The organism is Allobosea sp. GW823-FHT02B03 (assembly GCF_058797755.1).
Genome location: NZ_JBXAJY010000004.1, coordinates 49,936 through 76,829 on the forward strand (window position 1 = coordinate 49,936; position 26,894 = coordinate 76,829).

At 67.3% G+C, this 26,894-nt stretch carries 20 protein-coding genes; 13 read left to right on the forward strand and 7 right to left on the reverse strand.

Annotated elements, in window-relative coordinates:
* The first annotated feature begins 66 nt into the window (after window positions 1-66).
* The 4 genes from AC1REK_RS13805 to AC1REK_RS13820 all read left to right on the forward strand — a co-directional run bounded on the left by AC1REK_RS13805 (window position 67) and on the right by AC1REK_RS13820 (window position 4,668).
* Window positions 67-1,020 carry an acetyl-CoA carboxylase carboxyltransferase subunit alpha gene (locus AC1REK_RS13805; protein WP_316018508.1) on the forward strand — a complete coding sequence of 318 codons (954 nt, stop codon included), beginning with the start codon at window positions 67-69 and terminating at the stop codon, window positions 1,018-1,020.
* 176 nt (window positions 1,021-1,196) lie between these two features.
* Window positions 1,197-2,606: a hypothetical protein gene (locus tag AC1REK_RS13810; protein ID WP_316018507.1), complete on the forward strand. Its 1,410-nt coding sequence runs from the start codon at window positions 1,197-1,199 to the stop codon at window positions 2,604-2,606.
* A 225-nt stretch (window positions 2,607-2,831) separates the two neighbouring features.
* The gene (locus AC1REK_RS13815; RefSeq protein WP_492270737.1) at window positions 2,832-3,746 is read left to right on the forward strand and encodes a TorF family putative porin; all 915 of its coding nucleotides are present in this window, start codon (window positions 2,832-2,834) and stop codon (window positions 3,744-3,746) included.
* 127 nt (window positions 3,747-3,873) lie between these two features.
* A complete protein-coding gene (locus tag AC1REK_RS13820) occupies window positions 3,874-4,668 on the forward strand; it encodes a 2-keto-4-pentenoate hydratase (protein ID WP_492270736.1) in 795 nt (264 codons plus the stop codon).
* Between the two features lie 36 nt (window positions 4,669-4,704).
* On the opposite strand, the gene AC1REK_RS13825 is transcribed toward AC1REK_RS13820, so the two are convergent.
* On the reverse strand, window positions 4,705-5,526 hold the full coding sequence (locus AC1REK_RS13825; protein ID WP_492270735.1) for an AraC family transcriptional regulator: 822 nt from the start codon (window positions 5,524-5,526) through the stop codon (window positions 4,705-4,707).
* A gap of 106 nt (window positions 5,527-5,632) precedes the next feature.
* On the opposite strand from AC1REK_RS13825, the gene AC1REK_RS13830 reads away from it, so the two are divergent.
* Window positions 5,633-6,832 (forward strand): MFS transporter, encoded by a 1,200-nt coding sequence (locus AC1REK_RS13830; protein WP_492270734.1) that lies wholly within the window; start codon window positions 5,633-5,635, stop codon window positions 6,830-6,832.
* 117 nt (window positions 6,833-6,949) lie between these two features.
* Here the strand turns inward: AC1REK_RS13830 and secA are convergent, their stop codons facing one another.
* Window positions 6,950-9,793: a preprotein translocase subunit SecA gene (gene secA, locus AC1REK_RS13835; protein WP_492270771.1), complete on the reverse strand. Its 2,844-nt coding sequence runs from the start codon at window positions 9,791-9,793 to the stop codon at window positions 6,950-6,952.
* Between the two features lie 340 nt (window positions 9,794-10,133).
* On the opposite strand from secA, the gene AC1REK_RS13840 reads away from it, so the two are divergent.
* The 5 genes from AC1REK_RS13840 to mutT all read left to right on the forward strand — a co-directional run bounded on the left by AC1REK_RS13840 (window position 10,134) and on the right by mutT (window position 14,199).
* Window positions 10,134-10,979 carry a peptidylprolyl isomerase gene (locus AC1REK_RS13840; protein ID WP_327524539.1) on the forward strand — a complete coding sequence of 282 codons (846 nt, stop codon included), beginning with the start codon at window positions 10,134-10,136 and terminating at the stop codon, window positions 10,977-10,979.
* Window positions 10,980-11,121: 142 nt separating this feature from the next.
* Window positions 11,122-12,372 carry a bifunctional glutamate N-acetyltransferase/amino-acid acetyltransferase ArgJ gene (argJ, locus tag AC1REK_RS13845; protein ID WP_492270733.1) on the forward strand — a complete coding sequence of 417 codons (1,251 nt, stop codon included), beginning with the start codon at window positions 11,122-11,124 and terminating at the stop codon, window positions 12,370-12,372.
* A complete protein-coding gene (locus AC1REK_RS13850) occupies window positions 12,356-13,282 on the forward strand; it encodes a DMT family transporter (RefSeq protein ID WP_316018500.1) in 927 nt (308 codons plus the stop codon). The genes argJ and AC1REK_RS13850 overlap by 17 nt, the downstream gene beginning before the upstream one ends.
* A gap of 62 nt (window positions 13,283-13,344) precedes the next feature.
* Window positions 13,345-13,788 (forward strand): carboxypeptidase regulatory-like domain-containing protein, encoded by a 444-nt coding sequence (locus tag AC1REK_RS13855; protein WP_492270732.1) that lies wholly within the window; start codon window positions 13,345-13,347, stop codon window positions 13,786-13,788.
* A gap of 6 nt (window positions 13,789-13,794) precedes the next feature.
* On the forward strand, window positions 13,795-14,199 hold the full coding sequence (gene mutT, locus AC1REK_RS13860; RefSeq protein WP_316018498.1) for an 8-oxo-dGTP diphosphatase MutT: 405 nt from the start codon (window positions 13,795-13,797) through the stop codon (window positions 14,197-14,199).
* Window positions 14,200-14,354: 155 nt separating this feature from the next.
* On the opposite strand, the gene AC1REK_RS13865 is transcribed toward mutT, so the two are convergent.
* Both AC1REK_RS13865 and gltB read right to left on the reverse strand, forming a co-directional pair.
* Window positions 14,355-15,779 carry a glutamate synthase subunit beta gene (locus AC1REK_RS13865; protein ID WP_492270731.1) on the reverse strand — a complete coding sequence of 475 codons (1,425 nt, stop codon included), beginning with the start codon at window positions 15,777-15,779 and terminating at the stop codon, window positions 14,355-14,357.
* Between the two features lie 4 nt (window positions 15,780-15,783).
* Window positions 15,784-20,415 carry a glutamate synthase large subunit gene (gltB, locus tag AC1REK_RS13870; protein WP_492270770.1) on the reverse strand — a complete coding sequence of 1,544 codons (4,632 nt, stop codon included), beginning with the start codon at window positions 20,413-20,415 and terminating at the stop codon, window positions 15,784-15,786.
* A 691-nt stretch (window positions 20,416-21,106) separates the two neighbouring features.
* On the opposite strand from gltB, the gene AC1REK_RS13875 reads away from it, so the two are divergent.
* Both AC1REK_RS13875 and AC1REK_RS13880 read left to right on the forward strand, forming a co-directional pair.
* A complete protein-coding gene (locus tag AC1REK_RS13875; protein WP_492270730.1) occupies window positions 21,107-22,165 on the forward strand; it encodes a threonine aldolase family protein in 1,059 nt (352 codons plus the stop codon).
* A 103-nt stretch (window positions 22,166-22,268) separates the two neighbouring features.
* Entirely contained in the window at window positions 22,269-23,060 is a 792-nt protein-coding gene (locus tag AC1REK_RS13880; protein WP_492270729.1) for a hypothetical protein, read from the forward strand.
* 110 nt (window positions 23,061-23,170) lie between these two features.
* Here the strand turns inward: AC1REK_RS13880 and AC1REK_RS13885 are convergent, their stop codons facing one another.
* On the reverse strand, window positions 23,171-23,644 hold the full coding sequence (locus AC1REK_RS13885; RefSeq protein ID WP_492270728.1) for an Hsp20 family protein: 474 nt from the start codon (window positions 23,642-23,644) through the stop codon (window positions 23,171-23,173).
* Between the two features lie 180 nt (window positions 23,645-23,824).
* Between AC1REK_RS13885 and AC1REK_RS13890 the strand changes: the two genes are divergently transcribed.
* Window positions 23,825-24,880 (forward strand): alpha/beta fold hydrolase, encoded by a 1,056-nt coding sequence (locus AC1REK_RS13890; protein WP_492270727.1) that lies wholly within the window; start codon window positions 23,825-23,827, stop codon window positions 24,878-24,880.
* Here AC1REK_RS13890 and hisN read toward each other — a convergent pair.
* On the reverse strand, window positions 24,785-25,567 hold the full coding sequence (gene hisN, locus AC1REK_RS13895) for a histidinol-phosphatase (protein WP_492270726.1): 783 nt from the start codon (window positions 25,565-25,567) through the stop codon (window positions 24,785-24,787). The two genes, AC1REK_RS13890 and hisN, sit on opposite strands and share 96 nt — an antisense overlap.
* A 320-nt stretch (window positions 25,568-25,887) precedes the next feature.
* On the reverse strand, window positions 25,888-26,805 hold the full coding sequence (locus AC1REK_RS13900) for an N-formylglutamate amidohydrolase (RefSeq protein ID WP_316018553.1): 918 nt from the start codon (window positions 26,803-26,805) through the stop codon (window positions 25,888-25,890).
* Window positions 26,806-26,894: the final 89 nt, after the last annotated feature.

Below are 26,894 nucleotides of genomic sequence, written 5' to 3' on the forward strand. Positions count from 1 at the left end.
TTCCCCGACCGTAGCCGCAGCGCGGACGCGTCTCCCTTCAGGATGTGGGACCAGAACTGGATGTCGATGCGAAGCTATCTGGATTTCGAGAAGCCGGTCGCCGAACTGGAGGCCAAGGCTGATGAGTTGCGGGCCCTGGACGCCAAGGGCGACGGCTATTCGCTGACCGAGGAGATCGGGAAGCTGGAAGCCAAGGCCGGACAGTCGCTCAAGGAGCTCTATGGCGCCCTGACGCCCTGGCAGAAGACTCTGGTGGCGCGCCATCCGCAGCGGCCGCATTTTCTCGATTACTGCTCCGGGCTGATCGACGAGTTCACACCGCTGGCCGGCGACCGCGCCTTCGGCGAGGACGAGGCCATTGTCGGTGGCTTCGGCCGCTTCCGCGGCGAGCCGGTCTGCGTCATCGGCCAGGAGAAGGGCAACTCGACCGAGACCCGCATCCGGCACAATTTCGGCATGCCGAAGCCCGAGGGCTATCGCAAGGCGGTGCGCCTGATGGAGCTCGCCGACCGTTTCGGCCTGCCGGTGCTGAGCTTCATCGACACAGCCGGCGCCTATCCCGGCATCGAGGCCGAAGAGCGCGGCCAGGCCGAGGCGATCGCGCGCTCGACCGAGACCTGCCTTGCCCTGCGCACGCCGAGCGTCGCGCTGGTGATCGGCGAGGGCGGCTCGGGCGGTGCTATCGCGATCGCGGCCGCGAGCAAGGTGCTGATGATGGAGCACGCGATCTATTCGGTGATCTCGCCGGAAGGCGCGGCCTCGATCCTCTGGCGCGACACGGCCCGCGCCCAGGACGCCGCGACGGGCATGAAGATCACCGCGCAGGACCTGCTGAAGTTCGGGATCATCGACAAGATCGTCTCGGAGCCCACGGGCGGGGCGCACCGCGAGCCGCAGCTCGCGATCGAGCGCGCCGGAGCGGCGATCGCCGCCGCGCTGTCGGATCTTTCCGGGCTCAGCGCTGACGAGATCGTGGAACGGCGGGCGGACAAGTACCTCGCGATCGGCCGCTCGCTCTGAAGCCGGCGGCGATCGGGCCCGCTGATTTGCCGGGATTTCAGCATATGGCCATCCCGGCAGGGCCTGTGGTAAGGAACGGTCAAGCCTAACGGTTCTAAATCCGGGCAAGCGGCATAATTTGGCCGCGATGCCTGATGCATGGTCGGGTCAGACGGCCGAGCGATGGGAATGACGACGTGGCATTGAAACATCTCGCGCTGACGGCCCTGATCGCCCTTTCCGTGGCCGCCTGCGAGGAGGATCGCTATCGCGGCTCGCAGCGCCACAACATTCCGATCCCGTCCGCGACCTATGCGCTCATGTCCGAGAAGGGCGTGACCAAGAGCCAGCCGATCGTGATTCGTTCCTACAAGAAGGAATCGGAGCTGGAGGTCTGGAAGAAGCGCTCGGACGGTCAGTACGTGCTGCTTAAGACCTTCCCGATGTGCCGCTGGTCCGGCCAGCTCGGCCCGAAGATCCGCGAAGGCGACCGAATGGCGCCGGAAGGCTTCTACGCCATCACCCCGGCGCAGATGAATCCGAACTCGTCCTTCTACGTCTCGTTCAACATGGGCTATCCCAATGCCTATGACCGCTCGCATGGCCGCACCGGCGCGCATCTGATGGTGCACGGCGCCTGCTCTTCGGCCGGCTGCTATTCGATGACCGACGACCAGATCGGCGAGCTCTACGCCCTGGTGCGCGAGGCCCATAATGGCGGGCAGCGGGCTGTTCAGATGCAGGCCTTCCCGTTCCGGATGACGCCGGAGAACCTCGCCAAGCACCGGCTCGACCCGAACATGGCGTTCTGGAAGAACCTGAAGGAAGGCTCGGACTATTTCGAGATCGCCAAGGATGAGCCCGCAGTCGGCGTGTCCGGCGGCCGCTACGTCTTCAATGGTGGCGGCAATACGTCGGTCTCGCAGGCGGTCGCGCAGAAGCGCCAGCAGGACGACGTCCAGGTCGCGGCGCTGGTTGCCAAGGGCACACCGGCGGTCAAGCTGATCTATGACGACGGCGACCAGCATTCCTCCTTCAAGCGCCAGCTGGCGCAGTCCGGTGCCGATGCGATGAACAAGTCGGTCGCCTGGGGATCGCGCGATGTCGGCATCAGCCGCGTCGACTCGCTGATCGGCCCGCGCGTCGTCGTCCTCGACGACAAGGGCCGGACGAAGGCCACCGTCCGGGCCGAGTCGGCCGACAATGACGCGGTGCTCGCCGCGGTGCGCGGCGCTGCCGAGCAGCCTGCGGCCGAGGCCAAGCCGGCAACTGCGGTCGCTGCCGCAGCCACTCCCGCCAGCCCTGCGAAGCCGGCCGATGCCGCGACGCAGGTCGCCAAGGTCTCGCCCGGTGCGGCCACGCCCGCGCCGATCCAGACGGCCGCCAGCGCCGAGCAGCCCTCCTTCTACCAGCGCGCGCTCAGCTTCGTGCCGCTGCTGGGCGGCTCGTCCGAGCCGAAGGCGGAGACGGCGCCGATCGCCTCGGTCGTTCCCGAGACGCCGCAGCGCACTGTGGCGCCGCTGCCGCCGCGCCGCTCGCCGGCCCTGCGCACGTCGCGTCTGGATCAGCCTGATGCGGCCTATGCGAGCCAGCCGGCGACGCGCTGAAGGCCGCATCGGCGCTCTGTCGCGCTGAGATAAAAATATCACGCCCGTCGTCATTGCTGGCGGCGGGCGTTTTGCTAGGCACGGAATCAGCTGCCGAAGCCCTGTCTGCCTAGTCCTTGGGCGTGCTGCAAAAAACCTCATCTTGCCGGTTTTGGAGCATCGCAAGCGTAATCGAGGCGGATGCGCGAAGTGAATCGCGCATGGAACCCTTCGACGGAGCTTTCGATGGTCTTTGGTATTTGCAGGCTTGCGACGGCCGCCGCGGCGCTGTCGATCTCGCTGGCGGCCGCTGGCATGGCGCAGGCCTCCGACCTGCCGAGCCGGAAGGCGCCGCCGCCGGCGCCCGTGGCTCCGAGCATCACCTGGTTCGACATCGCCGTCAGCGTCAAAGGCATGACGGACTACAATTTCCGCGGCATCTCGCAGACCGACCGCAAGCCGGCGATCCAGGGCGGCGCCGAGCTGCAATTCTACGACAACCTGTTCTATGCCGGCGTCTACGCCTCGAATGTCGATCTCACCACCAGCCCGACGGCGGAGGTCGACTTCTATGCCGGTATCCGGCCGAAATTCGGCCCCTTCACCGTGGATGTCGGTGTCTGGCAGTACTACTACCCCGGTGAGAAGCAGTATATCGACCTCGCCGGTGGCTACTGGACGCCGAGGAACACCGATTTCACCGAGGTCTACGGCAAGCTGTCCTATAATTACGAGGACAAGCTGATCGTCGGCGCCAATCTCTTCTACGCCTGGGACTGGCTCGGCACGGGCGCGACCGGCACTTATGGCGCGCTCACTGCGAAGTACAACCTGCCCTTCCTCGAGGGGCTCGCAATCTCCGGCGAACTCGGCCGCTACTGGATCGGCACGCCGAATGCCAGCATCTACTTCCCCGCGCCGGTCAACCTGCCCGACTACACCTACTGGAACGCAGGCCTCTCCTACACCTGGAAGAACCTGACGGCGGATGTGCGCTATCACGACACCAGCCTGTCGAAAACCGAGTGCTTCGCGCTGACGGCCGATCCGCGTGGCATCGTCTCGGGCTCGGGCCGATCGAAGTGGTGCAATCCGACCGTGGTCGGCACGCTGTCCTTCGACATCACCGCGAGCAGCGTCGGCATTTTTGCGCCGAGGTAACGCTGTCTGGACCCTGGAAACGACCTGGAAGGCCCGCGCAAGCGGGCCTTCTGTTTTGATGGCTCCGTGCTGGCCAGAGCGGGCGCGGCTATGGCAGGCTCCCGCTAGAGGAATGCCGGAGACCGCCTTGCCTGAGACTGAAGCCATCGACGCCCTCGCCGAGACCATCGCCACCGCCCGGCTTGCGCGCGCGCCGCTGCCGGCGCAAGCAGGCAATGCGCCGCCCGACGTCGCTCGGGCTTATGCCGTGCAGGGCGCCGTGCATCGGCGGCTGGCAGCCTCGCGCTTCGGCCGGCGGAGCGGCTGGAAGATCGGCTGCACCACGCCGGTGATGCAGGACTATCTCGGCATCGGCCACCCTTGTGCCGCCGGGCTCTTCGCCGGCTCGAGCCATGCAAGCGGCGCCGTGCTGCGCCATGGCGATTTCGTCCGCGTAGGCGTCGAGTGCGAGATCGCGGTCAGGCTGGCGCATGATCTTGCCGGGGAGGGAGCGACCGCGGACAGCGTGCGCGGCGCCGTCGGCGCGGTGATGGCGGCGATCGAGATCGTCGACAACCGCTATGTCGACTGGCAGACCATCGGCACGCCGATGCTGATCGCCGACGACTTCTTCGCCGCCGGCTGCGTGCTCGGCGCCGGGCTGGCACCGGACGCTCTGCCGGATCTCGCCGGGCTGCATGGGCGCACGCTGGTCGACGGCGTCGAGGTCGGCACCGGTGTCGGAGCGGACGTGCTCGGCCACCCATACACGGCACTGGCCTGGCTCGCCGATCACGCGCTGGCGCGAGGCGAACCGCTGCGGGCCGGCGAGACCGTGCTGCTCGGCAGCCTGGTGAAGACGCAATGGGTGCCGCCGGGCGCTACCGTCCGGGTCGAGATCGAGGCGCTCGGCGCGGTCGAGGCGCAGTTCGCTGTCGGCTGAGACTGCCGCCGTCGCGTCGCGCTGGCTGGCGAGCGGTTATCGCGACATCGCGGCGCGCATGTAGTTGCGCGGCGCGGTTCCGAGCCTTCGCTTGAACATCGTGGTGAAGGCCGCGACATTGTCATAGCCCGCCAGCATGGCGATGTCGGTGACCGATGCGCCTTCGGCCAGCTTTGGCAGGCAGGCGAACAGGCTCGCCTGCTGGCGCCAGGCGACGAAGCTGAGGCCGGTCTCCTTCTGGAAGAAGCGGGTGAAGGTGCGCCTGCTCATCGCCAGTCTGCCGGCCCAGTCGTCCAGCCGTTCGGTGACAGAGGGGGCGGCCATATACGCTCGGCAAAGCGCGGCGAGGCGCTTGTCCGCGGGAAAGGGCAAGCCCAGTGGCCTTGCCTCCAGCGTTGTGATCTCCTCTGCCAGCAATTCCAGCACGAGGGCGACCTTGCGCGTGCCCGGCTCCGCATTGCGCAGGCGGATCGCCTCGTCGATTAGCGCGCGGGCGAGGTCGGTGATTCCGAGTACCTGCAACATGCGCGCTGCAAGATCGCCGAGCCCGGGCAGGAGATAGACCGATTTCATGTCGACATCGCTCAGCATCTCGACGGAATGCTGCAGGCGCGCAGGGATGAGCAGCGCGTGGCCGGGTGGGACCATCCAGCAACCCTGCTCCGTCTCGACGAGCACGACGCCGGAGAACGCGCAGAGCAACTGGTCCTGACGGTGGCAGTGGAGCGGGACCTTGTAGCCGGCGGGATTGTCCGAGCTATGGACCAGCACATCGGCTTCCGACCGGGCGATCCAGCCGAGACTGCGGTGGTGGCGATCCTCGAGCGCCTCCAGGCTTTGGCGCGGCAATTGTCTCATCTTTGGCCCAAACGCGAAGGTTTTTGACCGAAACACGAATGAAGGTCATCGGCAAGCTTTGTAGAAGAGCCTCGCGCGATCGGTCCGCGCGCAGGAGATCAAGTCGATGGTCGCAGTCGCCCCGGAAGTCCGCCCGCGTTTCGAAAAGGCGACGACCTCGATCCTGCTCGCCGTCAGCGTCTGCCATTTGCTCAACGACGTCATGCAGTCGCTACTGGCCTCGCTCTACCCGTTGTTCAAGGCCAATTACGGTCTGGATTTCGTCCAGATCGGCCTGCTGACCATGGCGTTCCAGGTCACGGCCTCGCTGCTGCAGCCGGTGGTGGGGCTGGTGACCGATCGCTGGCCGATGCCCTATTCGGCGCCGGCGGGCATGGCCTCGACCTTTGGCGGACTGATCCTGCTCGGCAATGCCCATAACTTCACGGTGCTGATCGTCGCAGCCTGCCTGATCGGCTTCGGCTCGGCGGTCTTCCATCCGGAGGCGTCGCGGGTGGCGCGGCTCGCCTCGGGGGGGCGGCATGGCCTGGCGCAGTCCCTGTTCCAGGTTGGCGGCAATCTCGGCTCGGCGCTGGGGCCGCTGCTGGCGGCTTTCATCGTCCTGCCCTTCGGCCAGGGCAGCGTTGCCTGGCTCTCGGTGATCGCGATGGCGGGCGTGCTGATCCTCACCCGGGTCGGGCAATGGTATGCGGCCCATCGCCGGGCCCAGGCGGGACGCCCGGCCGTCAGCCGCAGCTTGCCGCTGCCGGGGCGGCGCGTCGCCTTCGCCCTGTTCGTCCTCGTGCTGCTGACCGCGACCAAGAATGTCTACATGGCGAGCATATCGAGCTATTTCACCTTCTACGTCATCGAGCAGTTCCAGCTTGGCTTCCGCGACGCGCAGCTGATGCTGTTCCTGTTCCTCGGCGCCGCGGCGGTCGGCACCTTCGCCGGCGGGCCGATCGGCGACCGGTTCGGGGCGCGCTTCGTGATCTGGTTCTCGATCCTCGGCGTCATCCCGTTCGCGCTGCTGCTGCCCTATGCCAACCTGTTCTGGACGGGGGTGCTGAGCGTCGCGATCGGCCTGATCTTCGCCTCGGCCTTCTCGGCCATCGTCGTCTTCGCGCAGGAGCTGGTGCCGGGGCGGGTCGGCCTGATCGCCGGCATGTTCTTCGGCCTCGCCTTCGGAGCTGGCGGTCTTGGCGCTGCCCTGCTCGGCGGTTTCGCCGATGCCTATGGCATCGCCTTCGTCTACCGCATCTGCTCCTATCTGCCGCTGCTGGGCCTGCTGACCATCCTGCTGCCGCGACTGCCGCAGCGCAGGTAAGCCCGAGCGGTGCGGTTCATCGCGGACTGGGCGGGGTCGTAGGCCCAGCCTCCAAGAAAAAAGCTCCGGCCGACGGCCGGAGCTTTTCCATGTGTCACTGGCTGCTGCCGGGACGGCTCAGACGAACTGGCCGTGGCAGTGCTTGTACTTCTTGCCGGAGCCGCAGGGGCAGGGCTCGTTGCGGCCGACCCTGCCCCAGCTCGCAGGGTCGTTCGGGTCGCGCTCGGCGACGGCGAGGTCGCCCTCGATGGCGGCGAATTGCGACTGGCCACCGAAGAGGCCGGCCGGCGGCGGCGGCAGTTCGCCTCCGGCCTGATCGAAGCCAGGGCCACCCTGTTCGGGCGCGTCGAAACGCACTTCGATGCGCATCAGATTGCCGGTGACCTGCTCGCGCAGGCGGCCGATCAGGCCGTCGAACAGCTCGAAGGCTTCGGCCTTGTACTCGTTCAGCGGGTCGCGCTGGGCATAGCCGCGCCAGCCGATCACCTGACGCAGATGGTCAAGGGTGACGAGATGCTCGCGCCAGAGATGGTCGAGCGTCTGCAGCAGCACCTGCTTCTCGACATAGGTCATCACCTCTTCGGTGTTGCGCTCGATGCGGGCGGCGTAGTCCTCGTCGGCGATTTTGCGGATGCGCTCGCGCAGTTCGGCGTCGGCGATGCCCTCTTCCTTGGCCCAGTCCTCGATCGGCAGGTCGAGGTTGAGATAGTTGGCGACATCCTCGCGCAGGCCGGCGGCATCCCACTGCTCGGGATAGGCCTCTTCGGGGATGCGGCGCGAAACGGTGTCCTCGACCACGCCATGGCGCATGTCGTCGATGGTCTCGCGCACGCTCGCCTCGCGCATGAAGTCGCGGCGCTGCTCGAAAACGACCTTGCGCTGGTCGTTCATGACGTCGTCGTATTTCAGGATGTTCTTGCGGATGTCGAAGTTGCGCGCCTCGACCTTGCCCTGCGCCTTCTCGACCGCCTTGTTGATCCAGGGGTGGACGATGGCCTCGCCCTCCTGCAGGCCGAGCTTCTGCAGCATGCCGTCCATCCGGTCGGAGCCGAAGATGCGCATCAGGTCGTCCTGCAGCGACAGGAAGAACTTCGAGCGGCCGGGATCGCCCTGGCGGCCGCCGCGGCCGCGCAGCTGGTTGTCGATGCGGCGGCTCTCATGCCGCTCGGTGCCGATGATGTAGAGGCCGCCTGGGCGGGTCATCGTCTTGGCCGGGCGCGAGCCCTTGGCCGGCTCGAGCTCGATCGTCTCGGAAGCGTTGAGCACGATCTCCTTGAAGCGGGCGACCTCGGCCTCGATCGCCTTGATCTTCGCCTGCTTCTCCGGCCCATCCTCCATGCCGGCGGTCTCATGGGCGACGCGCATCTCGACATTGCCGCCGAGTTTGATGTCGGTGCCGCGGCCGGCCATGTTGGTGGCGATGGTGATCGCGCCGGGCACGCCGGCCTCGGCGACGATGAAGGCTTCCTGCTCGTGGAAGCGGGCGTTCAGCACCGCGAACTGCTTGGAGCTCTTGCCCGAGCGGGCGGCGGAATAGAGCTTGTCGAGCGCGCCCGGCTGAGTGAAGTCGATCTGCTTGAAGCCGGCCGCGATCAGCATCTCGGCGACCATCTCGGACTTCTCGATCGAGGCGGTGCCGACTACGACGGGCTGCAGGCGCTCGCTGGCGCGTTCCAGCTCCTTGATGATCGACTGCACCTTCTCGGGGAAGGTGCGGTAGACCTCGTCATCATCGTCGATACGGGCGACCGGGACATTGGTCGGGATCTCGACCACTTCGAGCTTGTAGATCTGCTCGAACTCGTCGGCCTCGGTCGCGGCGGTGCCGGTCATGCCGGCGAGCTTCTTGTAGAGGCGGAAATAGTTCTGGAAGGTGATCGAGGCCAGCGTCGCGTTCTCGGGCTGGACGGTGACGCCCTCCTTGGCCTCGAGCGCCTGGTGGAGGCCTTCCGAATAACGCCGCCCCGGCATCATGCGGCCGCTGAACTCGTCGATGATCACGACCTCGTCGCCGCGGACGATGTAGTCCTTGTCGCGGGTGAACAGGGTATGGGCGCGCAGCGCCTGGTTAACGTGGTGGACGAGCGTGACGTTGGCGGAATCGTAGAGGTCGCCCTCCTTGAGCAGGTCGGCCGCCCGCAGCAGCTCCTCGATATGCTCGTTGCCGGCCTCGGTCAGAGCCACTGTGCGCTGCTTCTCGTCGACCTCGTAGTCGCCGGGGATCAGCCCCGGCAGGACCTTGTCGATCGAGACGTAGAGATCCGACTTGTCGTCGAGCGGGCCGGAGATGATCAGCGGGGTGCGGGCCTCGTCGATCAGGATCGAGTCGACTTCGTCGACGATCGCGTAATGATGGCCGCGCTGGCTCATCTGCGCGACCTCGTACTTCATGTTGTCGCGCAGGTAGTCGAAGCCGAATTCGTTGTTGGTGCCGTAAGTGATGTCGCAGGCATAGGCACGCTGGCGCTCCTCGTCGTCGAGGCCGTGCACGATGATGCCGACGCTGAGGCCGAGGAAGTTGTAGATCCGGCTCATCCACTCGGCGTCGCGGCGAGCGAGGTAGTCGTTGACGGTGACGACATGCACGCCATTGCCGGCGAGCGCGTTGAGGTAGACCGGCAGCGTCGCGACCAGGGTCTTGCCCTCGCCGGTCTTCATCTCGGCGATGGAGCCCTCGTGCAGCACCATGCCGCCGATCAGCTGCACGTCGTAGGGGCGCTGGCCGAGGATGCGCTTGGCGGCCTCGCGCACCGTCGCAAAGGCAGGGACCAGCAGCTCGTCGAGCGATTTTCCTTCGGCGATCTGCTTGCGGAAGGTTTCCGTGCGAGCCTTCAGCTCATCATCCGAGAGCTTCGCGACCTCGGCTTCGAGGGCGTTGATGGCGGCGACACGGGGCTGGTAGCCTTTGACCCGCCGGTCGTTCGACGAGCCGAAGAGTTTCTTTGCGAGCGCGCCAAGCATGTCCGGTCTTTCCATGGGCGCTTCCGGCTGCGGGACCCGGCACGAGGCGGGCGTGGCCGAAAGCGGATAATCCTGAAATCACGCGCGTGTTTAGACGCGTGCGGGCGCGCGGTCCAGCGCGCGCTTGCTGTCGAAGAGGTTGCCGTTCCATCGGAGACGACGCTGCGCATGTGGGGGCGGGCGTCCCGCCTGCCAAGAGGAAGGCAGCGGCGAGAGGCCGCGGAACCTTCGATGCCGGTCGCGTTGATGTGCACGCGCTCTGCCTTGCCAAGGCCCTCATCAACTGGCACTCAGCCTGCCGATCCGTTTTTCGCGCCGTTCATCGAAAGGCCCTGACCCGATGGTTGTTTCCCGTCTCGCCGTGCTGTCGTTCAGCCTCGTGCTGGCCGCGGCTGCGCCGGCCTTTGCGCAGCAGGACAAGGTCGTCGCCAAGGTCGACGGCATCGAGATCACCGAGAGCGAGCTCGCACTCGCGGCCGACGATCTTGGCGAGCGCACCGCCCAGCTGCCCGAGGATCGCAAGCGCGAGGAACTGATCAATTTCCTGGTCGACCTCAAGCTCGGCGCCAAGGCTGCCAAGGCCGCCAAGATCGGCGAGAGCCCGGAATTCGCCAAGCGCCTGGCCTATAGCCGCGACAAGCTGCTGCTCGACGACTATCTGACGAGCGAATCCAAGAAGGCGGCGACGCAGGAAGCCGCCAAGAAGCTCTTCGACGACACCGTCAAGACGCTGAAGCCGGAAGAGGAAGTGCGCGCCCGTCATATCCTGGTGCCGGAGGAGGCCCAGGCCAAGGCGGCGCTGGAGCGGCTGAAGAAGGGCGAGGACTTCGCCAAGGTCGCCGGCGAGCTCTCCAAGGATCCGGGCTCGGGCAAGGAAGGCGGCGATCTCGGCTGGTTCGCCAAGGAGCGGATGGTGCCTGAGTTCGCCGAGGCCGCCTTCAAGCTCGAGAAGGGCCAGCTCTCCGAGCCGGTGAAGAGCCAGTTCGGCTGGCATGTGATCAAGCTCGAGGACAAGCGCACCAAGCCGCTGCCGACCTTCGACGAGGTCAAGCCGCAGATCGAGCAGTATCTTGTCCGCAAGGCGCAGCAGGACATCATCGTCGGCCTGCGCGACAAGGCCAAGGTCGAGCGCCTCGACCAGCCGGCCGCTGCGCCGGCGGCGCCGGCCGAGCCGAAGAAGCCCTGAGGCAGGCTTAGCGGGCGCCTCGGAAGAGGGGCGCCCGAAATGCCCGGGAGCCGGCCCGGGCATGATCTGCACGCCGGCATTGCCAGCTTGTTTTCCGCACGCCGCTGCGGCACATCGAAGCGCCTCAAAAGGAGACGCACCGATGGCCGGCAAGGATGTTCCCGTTTCCCCGCTCGCGCCGAAGCGCCAGCCCAAGGTCCCGGCGGTGCCGGGCGTGCGTTTCGCCACGGCGGAAGCCGGCATCCGCTACAAGGGCCGCACCGACGTGCTGCTGGTGTTGCTCGACGAGGGCTCGCAGGCCGCCGGCGTCTTCACCCGCTCGAAGTGCCCGTCCGCGCCGGTCGACTGGTGCCGGGCCAACCTGCCCCAGGGCACGGCCCGGGCCGTGGTGGTCAATTCCGGCAACGCCAATGCCTTCACCGGCCTGAAGGGCCGCGATTCCGTGGCGCTGACCGCGAAGATCGCCGCCAAGGCCGCCGGCTGCAAGCCGGAGCAGGTCTTCATCGCCTCGACCGGCGTGATCGGCGAGCCGCTCGACGCGACCAAGTTCGAGGGCGTGCTGGCGGATTGCGCCGGGCGTGCCGCGGATGGCCCCTGGATCGACGCCGCCAAGGCGATCATGACCACCGACACCTTCCCCAAGGCGGTGTCGCGCAAGGCCAAGATCGATGGGCATGAGGTGATCATCGCCGGCATCGCCAAGGGCGCCGGCATGATCGCGCCCGACATGGCGACGATGCTCTCCTTCGTCTTCACCGACGCGCCGATCGCTGCGCCGGCGCTGCAGGCCCTGCTCGGCAAGGGCGTCAAGGGCTCGTTCAACGCGATCACGGTCGACAGCGACACCTCGACCTCCGACACGCTGATGCTGTTCTCGACCGGCAAGGCGCGCGCGCGGGGCGTGCCCGAGATCACGGACCCCGCCGATCCCCGGCTCTCCGGCTTCAAGCGGGCGCTGAACGCGCTCCTGCTCGAGCTCTCTCATCTCGTCTGCAAGGACGGCGAGGGCGCGCGCAAGTTCGTCGAGATCCGGGTGCATGGCGCCGCTTCGTCGCGTTCGGCCAAGAAGGTCGCGCTCTCGATCGCCAATTCGCCGCTGGTCAAGACCGCGATCGCCGGCGAGGACGCCAATTGGGGCCGCATCGTCATGGCTGTCGGCAAGGCGGGCGAACCGGCGGACCGCGACCGGCTCGACATCTCCTTCGGCGGGATCATGGTGGCGCAGCAGGGCGCCCGCGCACCGTCCTATGACGAGGTCGCCGTCTCCAACTACATGAAGGGCGAGCACATCGTCATCACCACCGATCTCGGGCTCGGCCGGGGCAAGTCCACCGTGTGGACCTGCGATCTCACCAAGGCCTATGTCGAGATCAATGGTGACTATCGCTCCTGATCGGGCTGCCCAGGCGGGCCCGAGCCGGGCCTTCGTCATCGGCAACCTTCTCGGCTGCTCCTTCTTCTGGGGCTGCAGCTTCCTGTTCATCAAGCTGATGGCGGCCGACGTCGCGCCCTGGGCGATCGCGGCCGGCCGCGGTCTGCTCGGCGCGGCGACGCTGTCGCTCTTCGTGCTGGCGCGGCGGCAGAGCCCGCTGCCGCGCCGCCACGAGATCGGCCATTGGCTGGTGCTCGGCACCACCAATGGCTGGCTGCCGAACGTGCTGGTCGCCTATGCGCTGATCCAGCTCGCGAGCGGCCCGGCGGCGATGATCCAGGCGGCGGGACCGCTGGTCACCGCCCTGTTCGCCCATATGCTGTTCGCGGAGGAGCGGCTCAGCCGGCGCCGGTTCGGCGGCATCCTGGTCGGCATGGCCGGCGTCGCGATCCTGATCGGCCCGCGGCTGGTCGAGGGCGGCGGTACGGCGCTCAGCGTGCTCGCCATGGTCGGCGTGATGCTCTGCTACGCGGTCGGCAATCTCTACACCCGCGCGGTTCCGGCCAAGGCCGGCGATCCGATCCGCCTCGCGCTCGGCCAGCAGGTCGTCTCCGGCTCGGGAGCGCTCCTGCTGACGCTCGTGTTCTCGGGCTGGGCGGCCCTGTCGGCGCTGCAGCCGCACTGGCAGGCGATGCTGGCGCTCGGCGTGCTCTCGACCGCGATCCCGATGACGATCTTCATGCGGCTGATCCGCGCCGCCGGGCCGACGCGGGCGGCGATGACCGGCTATCTCGTGCCGGTCGTCGCTACCGTCATGGGTGTGCTGGTGCTCGGTGAAACGCTGGAGTTGCGGCAGCTCGTCGGAGGCGTCATCATCCTCGCAGGCGTCTTCCTCGTGACGACGGCGCCGGCGGGGGCGAAAGCGGGATGAAAGCTGCGGCGTGTGTGCTGGGCCTTGCGGTCTTGCTGGGGGCCTGCGTCGAGCGCCGGCCAATGGCGAGTTCGTCCTTCTCGGCGGAAGAAGCGGCCTATATCCGCAAGCCGGGGCACGGGGTCATCGTCGGTCACGCATTCCGAACAAGGGCCAAGGGCCAGGTCGTCAATGCGGCCGGCGAGGTGGTGCGGCTGGTGCCGGCGACCGCCTATGCGAGCCAGCGCTTCGCCAGCCTCTATGGCCGCGCCAAGTTCATCCCAGCGGCCAGCTACCCGCAGGAGGAACCGGATCCGCGCTACGCCGAGTACACGCGTACGACCAAGGCCGAGGCGAATGGCCGTTTTGCCTTCGACAAGGTGGCGCCGGGCCGCTATTTCGTCACCACCCAGGTGATCTGGGGCGAGGAGGACGCGCTCTTTCGCGAGGGCGGTTCGGTCTATGACGAGGTGACGCTGACCGGCAAGGAAACCGAGCCGGTGCAGGTCATCCTTTCGGGAAAATGAGGCTTCGTGAAACTGCTGCTCGTCGTCGCCTGCGCGCTGGTCGATTCCGATAACCGCGTCCTCGTCACCCAGCGCCCCGAGGGCAAGGCCCTGGCAGGGCTCTGGGAGTTTCCGGGCGGCAAGCTCGAAGCCGGAGAGCGGCCGGAGCCGGCGCTGATCCGCGAGCTTTCCGAGGAGCTCGGCATCGAGGTCAAGGAAGCCTGCCTCGCACCGCTGACCTTCGCCAGCTACGCCTATCCCGAGTTCCACCTCCTGATGCCGCTCTATATCTGCCGGCGCTGGGAGGGCTCCGTCTCGTCACGTGAGGGGCAGGCGCTGAAATGGGTGCGTGCGAGCAAGCTGCGCGAGCTCGCCATGCCACCGGCCGACGAGCCTCTGATCCCACATCTGATCGATCTGCTGGGGGCGTGAGCCGCTGCGACTGATGCCATTCGCGTCATGGTCGGGCTTGTCCCGACCATCCACGTCTTGGCTTCACTTGTCAGGCTCGGTGCCCAAGACGTCGATGCTCGCCACAAGGGCGAGCATGACGTCGAGGTTCTCGTGAGGCCTGAAGCGCCCGCCGCTCAGCGCGGCAGGATGGTCTCGCCCATCAGGTGCTTGTCGATCGAATGCGCCATCTGGCGGCCCTCGCGGATCGCCCAGACCACCAGCGACTGCCCGCGGCGCATGTCGCCGGCCGCAAACACCTTCTCGACCGAGGTCTTGTAGGCGAGCATGTTGGCCTCGACATTGCCGCGTCCGTCGAGCTTGACGCCGAGCTTGGCGAGGAGCCCGTCATGAACCGGCGAGACGAAGCCCATGGCGAGCAGGACGAGATCGGCCTTGAGGTCGAACTCGGTGCCCGGGATCGGCTTGAAGCCGGCATCGACCTTGGCGCAATGCAGGCGCTTCACCTTGCCGTTCTCACCTGAGAACTTCAGCGTGCCGATGGCGAAGTCGCGCTCGGCGCCTTCCTCATGGCTCGACGAAGTCCGCAGCTTCAGCGGCCAGTTCGGCCAGGTCAGCTGCTTGTTCTCCTTCTCGGGCGGCTGCGGCATGATCTCGATCTGGGTGACCGAGAGCGCGCCCTGGCGGACCGAGGTGCCGATGCAGTCGGAGCCGGTGTCGCCGCCGCCGATGACGACGACATGCTTGCCGCCGGCGAGGATCGGGCGGGCGTTGCCTGTGGTTTCCGGCTCGCCGCCATTGCGGCGGTTCTGCTGCGGCAGGAAGTCCATCGCGAACTGGACGCCGTCGAGATCGCGGCCCTCGATCGGCAGGTCGCGCGGCTTCTCGGCGCCGCCAGTCAGGCCGATCGCGTCGTATTGCGCGAGCAGCTCCTGCGGGTCGATGTCGATGCCGACATTGACGCCGTAATGGAAGACGACGCCTTCGGCCTCCATCTGCTGAACGCGGCGCTCGACATGCGACTTCTCCATCTTGAAGTCGGGAATGCCGTAGCGCAGCAGGCCGCCGGCGCGCGCCTGGCGCTCATAGACATGGACCTCGTGGCCGGCGCGGGCGAGCTGCTGCGCGGCGGCGAGGCCGGCCGGGCCGGAGCCGATCAGGGCGACCTTCTTGCCCGTCTTGACCGAGGCCGGCTCGGGCTTGATCCAGCCCTCCTGCCAGCCCTTGTCGACGATGGCGCATTCGATCGACTTGATGGTGACCGGGGTATCCTCGAGGTTCAGCGTGCAGGACGCCTCGCAGGGCGCGGGGCAGACGCGGCCGGTGAACTCCGGGAAATTGTTGGTCGAATGCAGGTTGAGCAGCGCCTCGCGCCACTTGTCGTTGTAGACGAGGTCGTTCCAGTCCGGGATCTGGTTGTTCACCGGACAGCCATTGTGACAGTACGGGATGCCGCAGTTCATGCAGCGCGCCGCCTGGTCACGGGTCGCCTCGGCGCCGAGCGGGATCACGAACTCCTTGTAGTTCCTGATCCGGTCGGAGGCCGGGAGATACTTCCGGTCGCGCCGGTCGATTTCGAGAAAGCCGGTTACCTTGCCCATCGTCTCACTCCGCCGCGACCGAGACGCCGGCCTGGGCCCGCTCGATTTCCATTAGTGCCCGCCGGTATTCGACCGGCATGACCTTGACGAATTTGGGCAGGTACTCCGCCCAGTTCTCCAGGATCGCCTGCGCTCGTGCCGACCCGGTGTACTTCAGGTGGTTGGCAATGAGCTGGTGCAGGCGCTCGGCGTCGTAGCCCGACATGTTGGCCATGACGTCGATGCGGCCCTTGAACTCGAGATCGCCGCCATGATGGTAGAGGCGCTGGGTCAGCTCCTCCTCCTCCGGCACCGGCTCGAGATCGACCATCGAGAGGTTGCAGCGCTTGGCGAAGCTCTTGTCCTCGTCGAGCACATAGGCGATGCCGCCCGACATGCCGGCCGCGAAGTTGCGCCCGGTCTGGCCGAGCACGACGACGACGCCGCCGGTCATGTATTCGCAGCCATGGTCGCCGGTGCCCTCGACCACCGCGATCGCGCCGGAATTGCGGACCGCGAAGCGCTCGCCGGCGACGCCGCGGAAATAGCACTCGCCGGAGATTGCGCCGTAGAGCACGGTGTTGCCGACGATGATCGCGTCCTCGGCCACGGCGCGAGACTTCGGATCGGGACGGATGATCAGCTTGCCGCCGGACAGGCCCTTGCCGACATAGTCGTTGGCCTGGCCGGTGAGGTCGAGCGTCAGGCCGCCCGCGACCCAGGCGCCGAAGCTCTGGCCGGCGGTGCCGGTGAGCTTCACCGTGATCGCATCGTCCGGAAGGCCGGCCGCGCCGTGGCGCTTGGCGATCTCGCCGGAGATCATCGCGCCGGTCGAGCGGTCGACATTGCGGATCGCGCTCTCGATCACCACGGGGGCGCCAGTATCGAGCGAGGCGCCGGCCTTGGCGATCAGCGTGCGGTCGAGCACCGACTCGATCGGATGGTTCTGGCGCTCGACATTGCGGATGGCGACGCCTGCGCCGGCTTCCGGCTTGTGGAAGATGCGGGCGAAGTCGAGCCCCTTGGCCTTCCAGTGGTCGATCGCCTGCTTCTTGTCGAGCCAGTCGGAGCGCCCGACGAGCTCGTCGAAGCTGCGCACGCCCATCGCGGCCATGATCTCGCGCACGTCCTCGGCGAGGAAGAAGAAGAAGTTGATGACGTGCTCGGGCTGGCCCTTGAAGCGCTTGCGCAGCACCGGGTCCTGCGTCGCGACGCCGACCGGACAGGTGTTGAGATGGCACTTGCGCATCATGATGCAGCCGGCCGCGATCAGCGGCGCGGTGGCGAAGCCGAACTCGTCGGCGCCGAGCAGCGCGCCGATGACGACGTCGCGCCCGGTGCGCAGGCCACCGTCGACCTGCAGGGCGATGCGGCCGCGCAGCTTGTTCATCACCAGGATCTGGTGGGTCTCGGCGAGGCCGATCTCCCAGGGCGAGCCGGCATGCTTGATCGAGGTCAGCGGCGAGGCGCCGGTGCCGCCCTCATAGCCGGCGATGGTGATGTGGTCGGCGCGGGCCTTGGCGACGCCGGCGGCGACGGTGCCGACGCCGAGCTCGGAGACCAGCTTGACCGAGACGTCGGCCGCCGGGTTGACGTTCTTCAGGTCGAAGATCAGCTGCGCCAGATCCTCGATCGAGTAGATGTCATGGTGCGGCGGCGGCGAGATCAGGCCGACGCCCGGGGTCGAATGCCGGACCTTGGCGATGCGGGCATCGACCTTGTGGCCGGGCAGCTGGCCGCCCTCGCCGGGCTTGGCGCCCTGCGAGACCTTGATCTGCATCATCGCCGAATTGACGAGATATTCGGTGGTGACGCCGAAGCGGCCGGAGGCGACCTGCTTGATCGCCGAGCGCATCGAGCGCCCGTCCGGCAGCGGCACGAAGCGCTCCGGCTCCTCGCCGCCCTCGCCGGTGTTGGACTTGCCGCCGATCGCGTTCATCGCCAGCGCCAGGGTCGAATGCGCCTCGTGGCTGATCGAGCCGAAGGACATGGCGCCGGTCGAGAAGCGCTTGACGATCGAGGCTGCGCTCTCGACCTCGTCGAGCGGCACCGCCTGATGGCCGAGCTCTTCGGCCATCTTGACGTGGAACAGGCCGCGAATGGTCGAGAAGCGCTGGCTCTGGTCGTTGAGCAGGTCGGAGTAGGCCTTGAACTTGTCGCGGGCGTTGCCGCGCACCGCATGCTGGAGCAGCGAGATGTTCTCCGGCGTCCAGGCATGGTCCTCGCCGCGGATGCGGTAGGCGTATTCGCCGCCGACATCGAGCGCATCGCGATAGACCGGCGAGTCGCCGAAGGCGTCGCGATGGCGGCGCACGGTCTCTTCGGCGATCTCGGCAAGGCCGACGCCCTCGATCGAGGAGATGGTGCCGCGGAAATACGCGTCGATGAACTCGCTGCGCAGGCCGACCGCGTCGAAGATCTGGGCGCCGCAATACGACTGGTAGGTCGAGATGCCCATCTTCGACATGACCTTGAGCAGGCCCTTGCCGATCGACTTGATGAAGCGCTTGACCACCTCGTAGCGGTCGACCTCCGGCGGGAACTCGCCGGCCTCGAGCAGCGCCTCCATGGTCTCGAAGGCGAGATAGGGGTTGATCGCCTCGGCGCCGAAGCCGGCGAGCAGGGCGAAGTGATGGATCTCGCGCGGCTCGCCGGATTCGACGACGAGGCCGACCGAGGTGCGCAGGCCCTTGCGGATCAGGTGATGGTGGACGGCCGCCGTCGCCAGCAGCGCCGGGATCGGGATGCGGTCGGCGCCGACCTGCCGGTCGGAGAGGATGATGATGTTGTAGCCGCCATGCACCGCGGCCTCGGCGCGCTCGCAGAGCCGCGCGATCGCGCCTTCCATGCCGGTCGCGCCTTCGCGTGCCGGATAGGTGATGTCGATCGTCTTGGTGTCGAAGCGATCCTCGTAATGACCGATACAGCGGATCTTCTCGAGATCGTCATTGGTCAGGATCGGCTGGCGCACTTCCAGGCGCTTGCGCCGCGAGGTGCCTTCCAAATCGAGGATGTTCGGCCGCGGCCCGATGAAGGAGAGGAGGCTCATCACGAGCTCCTCGCGGATCGGATCGATCGCGGGGTTGGTGACCTGGGCGAAGTTCTGCTTGAAATAGGTGTAGAGCAGCTTCGACTTCGAGGAGAGCGCCGAGATCGGCGTGTCGGTGCCCATCGAGCCGACGGCTTCTTGGCCGGTCACCGCCATCGGCGCCATCAAGATCTTGGTGTCTTCCTGGGTGTAGCCGAAGGCCTGCTGGCGATCGAGCAAAGCGACGTCGGTGCGCGAGGCGCGCGCTTCCACCGGCGGCAGCTCTTCCAGGACGATCTGGGTGCGCTTCAGCCAGTCCTTGTAGGGATTGGCCTGGCAGAGGCTCTGCTTGATCTCGTCGTCGCCGATGATGCGGCCCTCTTCGAGGTCGATCAGCAGCATCTTGCCGGGCTGGAGCCGCCACTTCTGGACGATCTTCTCCTCCGGGATCGGCAGCACGCCGAATTCCGAGGCGAGCACGACGAGCCCGTCATCGGTGACGAGATAGCGGGCGGGACGCAGGCCGTTGCGGTCGAGCGTCGCGCCGATCTGGCGACCATCGGTGAAGGCGATCGCGGCGGGGCCGTCCCACGGCTCCATCAGCGCGGCATGGTACTCGTAGAAGGCGCGGCGGCTCTCATCCATCAGCGGGTTGCCGGCCCAGGCCTCGGGCACCAGCATCATCATGGCGTGGGCGAGCGAGTAGCCGCCCTGGACCAGGAATTCGAGGGCGTTGTCGAAGCAGGCCGTGTCCGACTGGCCCTCATAGGAGATCGGCCAGAGCTTCGAGATGTCGGCGCCGAAGAGCTCGGAATCGACCGAAGCCTGGCGCGCCGCCATCCAGTTGACGTTGCCGCGCAGCGTGTTGATCTCGCCGTTATGGGCGACCATCCGGTAGGGATGGGCGAGGCGCCAGGACGGGAAGGTGTTGGTGGCGAAGCGCTGGTGGACGAGGGCGAGCGCGCTCTCGAAACGCGGATCGGTCAGGTCCTTGAAGTAGGAGCCGAGCTGGGTGACCAGCACCATGCCCTTGTAGACGATGGTCCGGCACGAAAAGGAGACCGGATAATAGGTCGCGGTCGCCCGGTCCTGGCGCTTGTAGACCTTGTTCGAGACGGACTTCCTGAGGACGTAGACCTTGCGCTCGAAATCCTCCTCGTCGGCGATCTCGGCCGGGCGGCCGACGAAGATCTGCCGGTGCGTCGGCTCGGTTTCCTTGACGGCTTCGCCGAGGTCGCTGTTGTCGACCGGCACGTCGCGCCAGCCCAGGAAGATCAGGCCTTCCTCCTCGACGGTCTGGGCGACGATCTCCTCGCAGACGGCGCGGTTCTCGGCGTCCTGCGGCATGAAGAACTGGCCGATGGCGTAATGGCCGGGCTCGGGCAGCTCGATGCCGATCTTCCCGCATTCTTCCTTGAAGAAGCGATGCGGGATCTGGGTGAGGATGCCGCAGCCATCGCCGAGCTTGGGATCGGCACCGACGGCGCCGCGATGGTCGATATTGTGCAGGATCTGCAGGCCCTGCGCGACGATCGCATGGCTCTTGCGGTTCTTCATGTCGGCGATGAAGCCGACGCCGCAGGCGTCCTTCTCATAGGAAGGATCGTAGAGGCCCTGGCGCTCCGGCATGGCGGGATCGCGCACGTCCGGGAAGCGCTCATTGGCGCCTTTGGCCAGGGGCTGTGCCACTACCAGGTTCGCTCCGCCGCGTTCGCGCATCGTCAACTCCGCTGCCGAAGGGGGCCGGCTTCCGCCAGCGCCCGTCAAAAATTCACACGGTTCCGTGCCGCCACCGGTCAGCCCTGCTCGCTTGCGAGGACCGGGCCGGTTTCGTCTCGTTTTCGAAGGTCGCTTGCGCCTTTTAGTCCCGCGCCCGCGCCCTTCGCAGGCGCGCAGGCTGCTAGGCCCAGTCGCGCCTGGTCAGGCCGACGTTTTACGGGCGGCGCGTGCACGGATGGCTTCGGCGATATTGGCCATGCCTTCCGTCATGCTCCGCTCCATCGTTTGGCGATCACCCGGCCAAGCTCGCGGGTGCCGCTCACGTGAAAAATGGGACAGCATCACTGTCCTAACGTCTCGAACTTGCCAGAATTCCAATCTGGGCACAAGCGGCGATTTTGCGCTGCATCGAAATTTTATTGCTAATTGCGTGATCGCTTCGACATTTTCACATCATTGGCCGCCTCGGGCCAGCCCGGAAGTTGTTTCTTCGCCCTTGGCGTGCACTGCGGTGACGACATGGCGGTGCGGCGGCGAGAGGATGGCGCAGCATCGGTCGATCCCCGACAACAGCTTCCGGACCGGTTTGCGGAAGGGTGACATGAATTTCGTCAGCGACAATCTCGCCGGGGCGAGCGCTCCCGTTCTGCAGGCCATGCTGGCGGCCAATGATGGACTCGCCGCCGCCTATGGCAACGATGCCTGGACGAAGCGGGTCGAGGCCCTGTTCGCCGAACTGTTCGAGCGCGAGGTCGCGGTCTTCCTCGTCACATCGGGCACGGCGGCGAACGCGCTGGCGCTGGCGAGCCTGGTCCAGCCCTGGGGGGCGGTGCTCTGCCATCACGAGGCACATGTCGCGGCCGATGAATGCGGGGCGCCTGAATTCTTCGCCGGCGGCGCCAAGATCGTCGGCCTGCCGGGCGAGGGCTGCAAGCTCGCTCCGGCGTTGGTCACGGACCAGCTGGCGCGCATGCGGCCGGACTCGCTGCACCAGGTGCAGCCGCAGATGCTGTCGATCACGCAGGCGACCGAATGCGGGCTGGTCTATCGGCCGGACGAGATCGCGGCGCTGAAGGCGGCGATCGCGCCGCGCGGGCTCAAGCTGCACATGGATGGCGCGCGCTTCGCCAATGCGGTCGCAGCGCTCGGCTGCTCGCCCGCCGAGATCACCTGGAAGGCGGGTGTCGACGTGCTCTCCTTCGGGGGCACCAAGAACGGCGCCTTCGCGGCCGAGGCGGTGGTGTTCTTCGAACCCGCCTCCGCGGCCGAGATGCCCTGGCGGCGCAAGCGCGCGGGGCACACCTTGTCCAAGGGCCGGCTGATCGGCGCCCAGTTCGAAGGCCTGCTGGCCGATGGCCATTGGCTGGGGCTCGCCGGCCACGCCAACGCCATGGCCGGCAAGCTGGCTGCCGGCATCGCTGCGCTCGGCAACACCCAGCTCGCCTGGGCCTGCGAGGCCAACGAGGTCTTCGCGATCCTGCCGGAGGCTCGCCGCGACCAGCTCAAGGCGCGCGGAGTGCAGTTCATCGACTGGTCGGATGGAGCGCTGCCGGAAGGGCAGGGGCTGGCGCCGGGAGAGACGATCGGGCGCTTCGTCTGCTCCTTCGCGACGAGGCCAGAAGATGTCGAACGCCTGCTCGCAATCTTCGCGGAGGCCTGAAAAACCCGGGAATCACTGGATTGCGACCGGATTCGTGCCGCAAGCACGCCGTAATCCTTACCGAGAACTGAAGCCTGAGATTCTGCCGCACAAGGACAGGACCATGGCACTTTTCACTTCGCCCGAGCGGGGTCCGCACGATCTGCGTCGCCATCTCGCCGGGCTCGCCATTGCGGCTGCGGCCCTGGCATCAGCCGGCCCGGCGCTGGCCCAGATCGACGATTACGGCGGCGGCTACGCCTATTACAGCCGGGGCTATGATCGCGATTACGGCTATGGCCGGCGCTATGACTATGCGCCGCTTCCGGCTGCTCCGATCCCGCAGCGCGCCATCGGGCGGCTGGCGGCACGCGAGTTCGGGCTCGTCCGGGTCGACCGCACGATCGCGACACGCTCCTCCTATGTCGTCGACGGCGCGGGCCGCGATGGCGCCAGGGTGCGCCTGATCCTCGACCGCTATAGCGGCGATCTGATCGACCGGATCGTGCTGGGAGCGCCGGCCCGTACCGCCCGGCTCGATCCGCAGATCGAACGGCCGGCGCAGCGGCTGATTCCGCGCCCGCCGCCACGTCCGGCCGAATTGAAGCCGCCCGCCGAGGCGAGCGCTCCGGCGACGGTGGCGCCGCCTTCGCCAGCCGCTCCTCCCGCCCCGGCGGCGGTGCCGGCAAAGCCGCTCGCCGTGCCGACCGTGGCGCCCAAGGAGATCGGCAAGCCGGGGCTGGTCAATCCCCAGGATGTCCGCAATGCCGACGGGCCGGAGCTGGCGCCGCCGCTAGCTCGCGCCCATCCGAGCGGCATCCCGGTGCCCGACACCACCGTCCCGCCGGTGCGGATCGAGGGGACCAAGGCCGAGGCACCGAAGCCCGAGATGGTCCCGATCGCGCCGCTGAACTAAGGGGCGGCCGGGCGCTCCGCAGCGATGGCGCCGCATAGAGAAAAGGCCTCCCCGGTTTCCCGGGGAGGCCTTCTTGTTTCTGCCGGGCGCGGTCTGCGCCCTGCCGGCGGTTACGCCGCCTGCTTGGTCGCGACCTTGGCTTCGATCACCTTGGCGCCCTGCGCACCGATCGGAATCAGGCGCGGCTTCTTGGCCTCGGGGATCTCGCGGACGAGGTCGATATGGAGCAGGCCGTTCTCGAGGCTCGCGCCGGTCACCTGGACATAGTCGGCGAGCTGGAAACGACGCTCGAAGGCGCGCGCGGCGATGCCCTGATGCAGGACCTCGCGCTTCTCGCCGCCTTCGGCGACTTTCTTCTCGCCACGGACGGTGAGGGCGTTCTCCTTGCTCTCGATGGCAAGGTCAGCCTCGGCGAAGCCGGCGACGGCGATCGAGATGCGGTAGGCGTTATCGGCGGTGCGCTCGATATTGTAGGGCGGATAGGTCGGCGCGTTGTCGACGCTGGTGGCCTGGTCGAGCAGCGAGAACAGGCGGTCGAAGCCGACGGTCGAGCGATAGAGCGGGGAAAGATCGTAGGAACGCATAATTGTCCTCCAAAGGAAGCGACAGAGTGTTGAGCCCGCCTCGCCATGAGCGCGGGCCTCGGTTGCAGTCTCGCGCAGCCGGTTCCGGCCTGCGCATGACTGATCTGGGGGAGGGTTTCGGGCTTTTCAAGACCCCTGCGAGAGGGGCATAAGCAGCCTATCCGCCAGCTGGACGAGCCGATGGCCGAAGCCGAATTCTTCCACGACGCCGGCTATCCCGTTCCCGGCCATGGCAAGGTCTGGTTTGCGCAGACCAGCGACGGCGCAAGGTTGCGCTTCGCCAGCTGGCATCCGACCGTCAGGCTGGAAAAGGGCACGGTGCTGATCGCCCAGGGGCGGGCCGAGTTCATCGAGCGCTATAGCGAGACGATCGCCGAGCTGCGTCGGCGCGGCTTCCACGTCATCACCTTCGACTGGCGCGGGCAGGGCGGCTCGCAGCGCTTCACTGGCCGGCCGCGGCGTGGCCATGTCGGGCGTCTGAGGGAGTATGAGCGCGACCTCGCTCTCGCCATCGCCGAAATGCAGACGCGGCTGCCGACCCCGCATTTCGCGCTGGCGCATTCGATGGGGGCCGCGCTCTGCCTCGATGCGGCGCGGCGCGGCGCCTTGCCGGTCGCAAGGCTGGTCGCGCTCGCGCCGATGCTCGGGATCAGCATGATCGAGCGTCCGCGCGCGGCCCGCATTCTGGCCTTCGTGCTGTATTGGCTCGGCTTCGGGCGGGCCTTCGTGCCCGGCGGCGGCGAGACGGCGATCGGCACCAAGCCGTTCGAAGGCAACCGGCTGACCGGCGACCCGGTGCGCTATGCCCGCAATGCGGCGCTCACCGCGGCGGCGCGCGAGCTCGCCATCGGCGATCCCAGCGTCGGCTGGATCCGTGCCGCCTTCGAACTGATGGACAGGCTCGCGGCGCCGCGCGCGGCCCTCGAGGTACGCGTGCCGACGCTGGTGATCGCGGCGGGGCGCGATCCCGTCGTCTCGACGCCGGCGATCGAGCGCTTTGCCGCGCGGCTCAAGACGGGTTCGGCGCTGGTGCTGCCGACGGCGCGCCACGAGATCCTGATGGAGAGTGACGCGATCCGGGCGCAGTTCTGGGCGGCGTTCGACGCCTTCGTGCCCGGCGAGACGCTGGAGGCCAACGCCTCAGCCGGCGAGCAAGGCGAGGGCGGCCTGGTGCAGGGCCTTGTTGCCGGCGGCGAGGATAGTCCCGCCCTCGGCGGCACTGCCGCCGCTCCATGAGGTGACGATGCCGCCGGCACCCTCGATGATCGGGATCAGGGCGACGATGTCATAAGGCTTCAGCCCGCTCTCGATCACCAGGTCGACATGGCCGGCGGCGAGCATGCAGTAGGCGTAGCAGTCGCAGCCATAGCGGGTCAGGCGTACCGCGCTCTCGACGCGGCCATAGGCCTGTTTCTCGGCGCCGGCGAAAAGGTGAGGGCTCGTCGTCATCAGCGTCGCCTCGGCGAGCGCCGCGGTCTGGCGCGTGTGCAGCTCGCGCGGGCCGCCCGGGCCTTCATAGCGGGCCTTGCGGCCATCGCCCGAATAGCGCTCGCCGGTGAAGGGCTGGTTCATCATGCCGTAGACCGGCACGCCCTTGCGCGTCAGCCCGATCAGCGTGCCCCAGACCGGAATCCCGGAGATGAAGGCGCGGGTGCCGTCGATCGGATCGAGCACCCAGACATATTCGGCATCGGCGTTCTCGGTGCCGAACTCCTCGCCGAGCACGCCATGCTCCGGGAAGCTGCGCTTGATCTGGTTGCGCATCGTCGCCTCGCCGGCGCGATCGGCCTCGGTGACCGGGTCGAAGGTGCCGCCGGCCGATTTGTCCTCGGTGGTGTGCTTGGCGCGGAAGAAGGGGAGGATCGCCTGCCCCGAGGAGGTCGCGAGCCCGGCGACGAACTCCGTGAAATCGACCGCGCTCATTCCCAATCCCCCGTATCCGCGGCCGATGGGGCCGCCCGCTGCCTTCATGCTGGCGGCGCGGTGAGAAGACAAGCGCGATTGCGGTGCGGCGTTCGATCTGCGTCTGGCGCATACCCCTCGTAAGGCTCGTCGATCGGGCTTGCGTTTTTGCGGTGCAGCGCCTATTGTGCACTGCGAAGGGGAGATGACCTCAAACCTTCGTTGCCCTCCTTGGGCGTTTCCTCCCTAGACTTGGGCCGCCACGCCAGTGAGCGGCCCTTTTTCTTGGCCGCTGCCGTAGCGTCGCTCCGGCCCTCCTCCGGTGTTTCCCTAGTCTGCGCCTATTCCGCCGCCTGGCGCCAGTCGTCGATCCAGCCGCTCCAGCGCGCGAAGCACTCGGCCATGGCGGCGTTGATCACCTGCTGCAGGCCGGCGAAGCCGGCATTCGGCTCGAGCGTCGTTTCGTCCATGTAGAGGCCGCGATTGATCTCGATCTGCAGCGCGTGCACGCCGGCGCCGGGCGCGCCGTAATGCTCGGTGATGAAGCCGCCCGCATAGGGGCGGTTGCGGGTGACCTTCAGGCCGGCGCGGCGGAACGCCTCCTCGGCAGCCTCGACGACGATTCCGGCGGCGCTGGTGCCGAAGCGGTCGCCGAGGATCACATCCGCCTTGGCGAGGCCTTCGCGATCAAGCCCGGTCGAGGGCATCGAATGGGCGTCGACGAGGACGCAGGTGCCGAAAGCCGCCTGGGTCCGGTTCACCAGATGGCGCAGGCCGGCGTGATAGGGGCGGTAGAGCTCCTCGATCCGCGTCAGCGCGACTTCGACCGGAATGCGCCCGGGATAGATTTCGTGCGCATCGCCGACGATGCGCGGGATGGTGCCGAGGCCGCCGGCGACCCGCAGCGAGCGGGTGTTGGCGAAGCCGGGCAGGCGGCCTTCGAACATGCGTGGGTCGAGCTCGAAGGGTTCGCGGTTGACGTCGAGATAGGCGCGCGGGAACTCGGCGATGAGGAGCGGCGCGCCGAGGGCAACGGCATGCTGGAAGAGCAGGTCGACATAGGCGTCTTCCGAGCGTCTGAGCGAGCGCAGCGGCAGGCGCGAGCCCTCGACGAAGGCCGCCGGATAGCGCCGGCCGGCATGGGGGACGTCGACGACGACGGGCACGACCTGCAGCGCCGGCTGGAACAGCGTGAACGGGCGTTCGATCTCGGCGATCACGCTCTCGGGATGCGGGGTGGCGATTTCGACTGGCGGCATCATGTCGCGCGACTGAAGCACAAAGCGAGCCGAGGTTGAAGAGCATGCCGGCTGTGGATGGATCGCCCGCATTCACCGGTTGTTTACTG

Bases quoted from the DNA above. Each gene is read 5' to 3' on its own strand.
- AC1REK_RS13805 (WP_316018508.1), top strand. From the start codon at position 67: ATGCGAAGCTATCTGGATTTCGAGAAGCCGGTCGCCGAACTGGAGGCC.
- AC1REK_RS13830 (WP_492270734.1), top strand. From the start codon at position 5,633: ATGGTCGCAGTCGCCCCGGAAGTCCGCCCGCGTTTCGAAAAGGCGACG.
- AC1REK_RS13825 (WP_492270735.1), bottom strand. From the start codon at position 5,526: ATGAGACAATTGCCGCGCCAAAGCCTGGAGGCGCTCGAGGATCGCCAC.
- argJ (WP_492270733.1), top strand. From the start codon at position 11,122: ATGGCCGGCAAGGATGTTCCCGTTTCCCCGCTCGCGCCGAAGCGCCAG.
- AC1REK_RS13900 (WP_316018553.1), bottom strand. From the start codon at position 26,805: ATGCCGCCAGTCGAAATCGCCACCCCGCATCCCGAGAGCGTGATCGCC.
- secA (WP_492270771.1), bottom strand. From the start codon at position 9,793: ATGCTTGGCGCGCTCGCAAAGAAACTCTTCGGCTCGTCGAACGACCGG.
- AC1REK_RS13890 (WP_492270727.1), top strand. From the start codon at position 23,825: ATGGCCGAAGCCGAATTCTTCCACGACGCCGGCTATCCCGTTCCCGGC.
- AC1REK_RS13885 (WP_492270728.1), bottom strand. From the start codon at position 23,644: ATGCGTTCCTACGATCTTTCCCCGCTCTATCGCTCGACCGTCGGCTTC.
- AC1REK_RS13875 (WP_492270730.1), top strand. From the start codon at position 21,107: ATGAATTTCGTCAGCGACAATCTCGCCGGGGCGAGCGCTCCCGTTCTG.
- gltB (WP_492270770.1), bottom strand. From the start codon at position 20,415: ATGCCGGAGCGCCAGGGCCTCTACGATCCTTCCTATGAGAAGGACGCC.
- AC1REK_RS13815 (WP_492270737.1), top strand. From the start codon at position 2,832: ATGGTCTTTGGTATTTGCAGGCTTGCGACGGCCGCCGCGGCGCTGTCG.
- AC1REK_RS13855 (WP_492270732.1), top strand. From the start codon at position 13,345: ATGGCGAGTTCGTCCTTCTCGGCGGAAGAAGCGGCCTATATCCGCAAG.
- AC1REK_RS13840 (WP_327524539.1), top strand. From the start codon at position 10,134: ATGGTTGTTTCCCGTCTCGCCGTGCTGTCGTTCAGCCTCGTGCTGGCC.
- AC1REK_RS13865 (WP_492270731.1), bottom strand. From the start codon at position 15,779: ATGGGCAAGGTAACCGGCTTTCTCGAAATCGACCGGCGCGACCGGAAG.
- hisN (WP_492270726.1), bottom strand. From the start codon at position 25,567: ATGAGCGCGGTCGATTTCACGGAGTTCGTCGCCGGGCTCGCGACCTCC.
- AC1REK_RS13880 (WP_492270729.1), top strand. From the start codon at position 22,269: ATGGCACTTTTCACTTCGCCCGAGCGGGGTCCGCACGATCTGCGTCGC.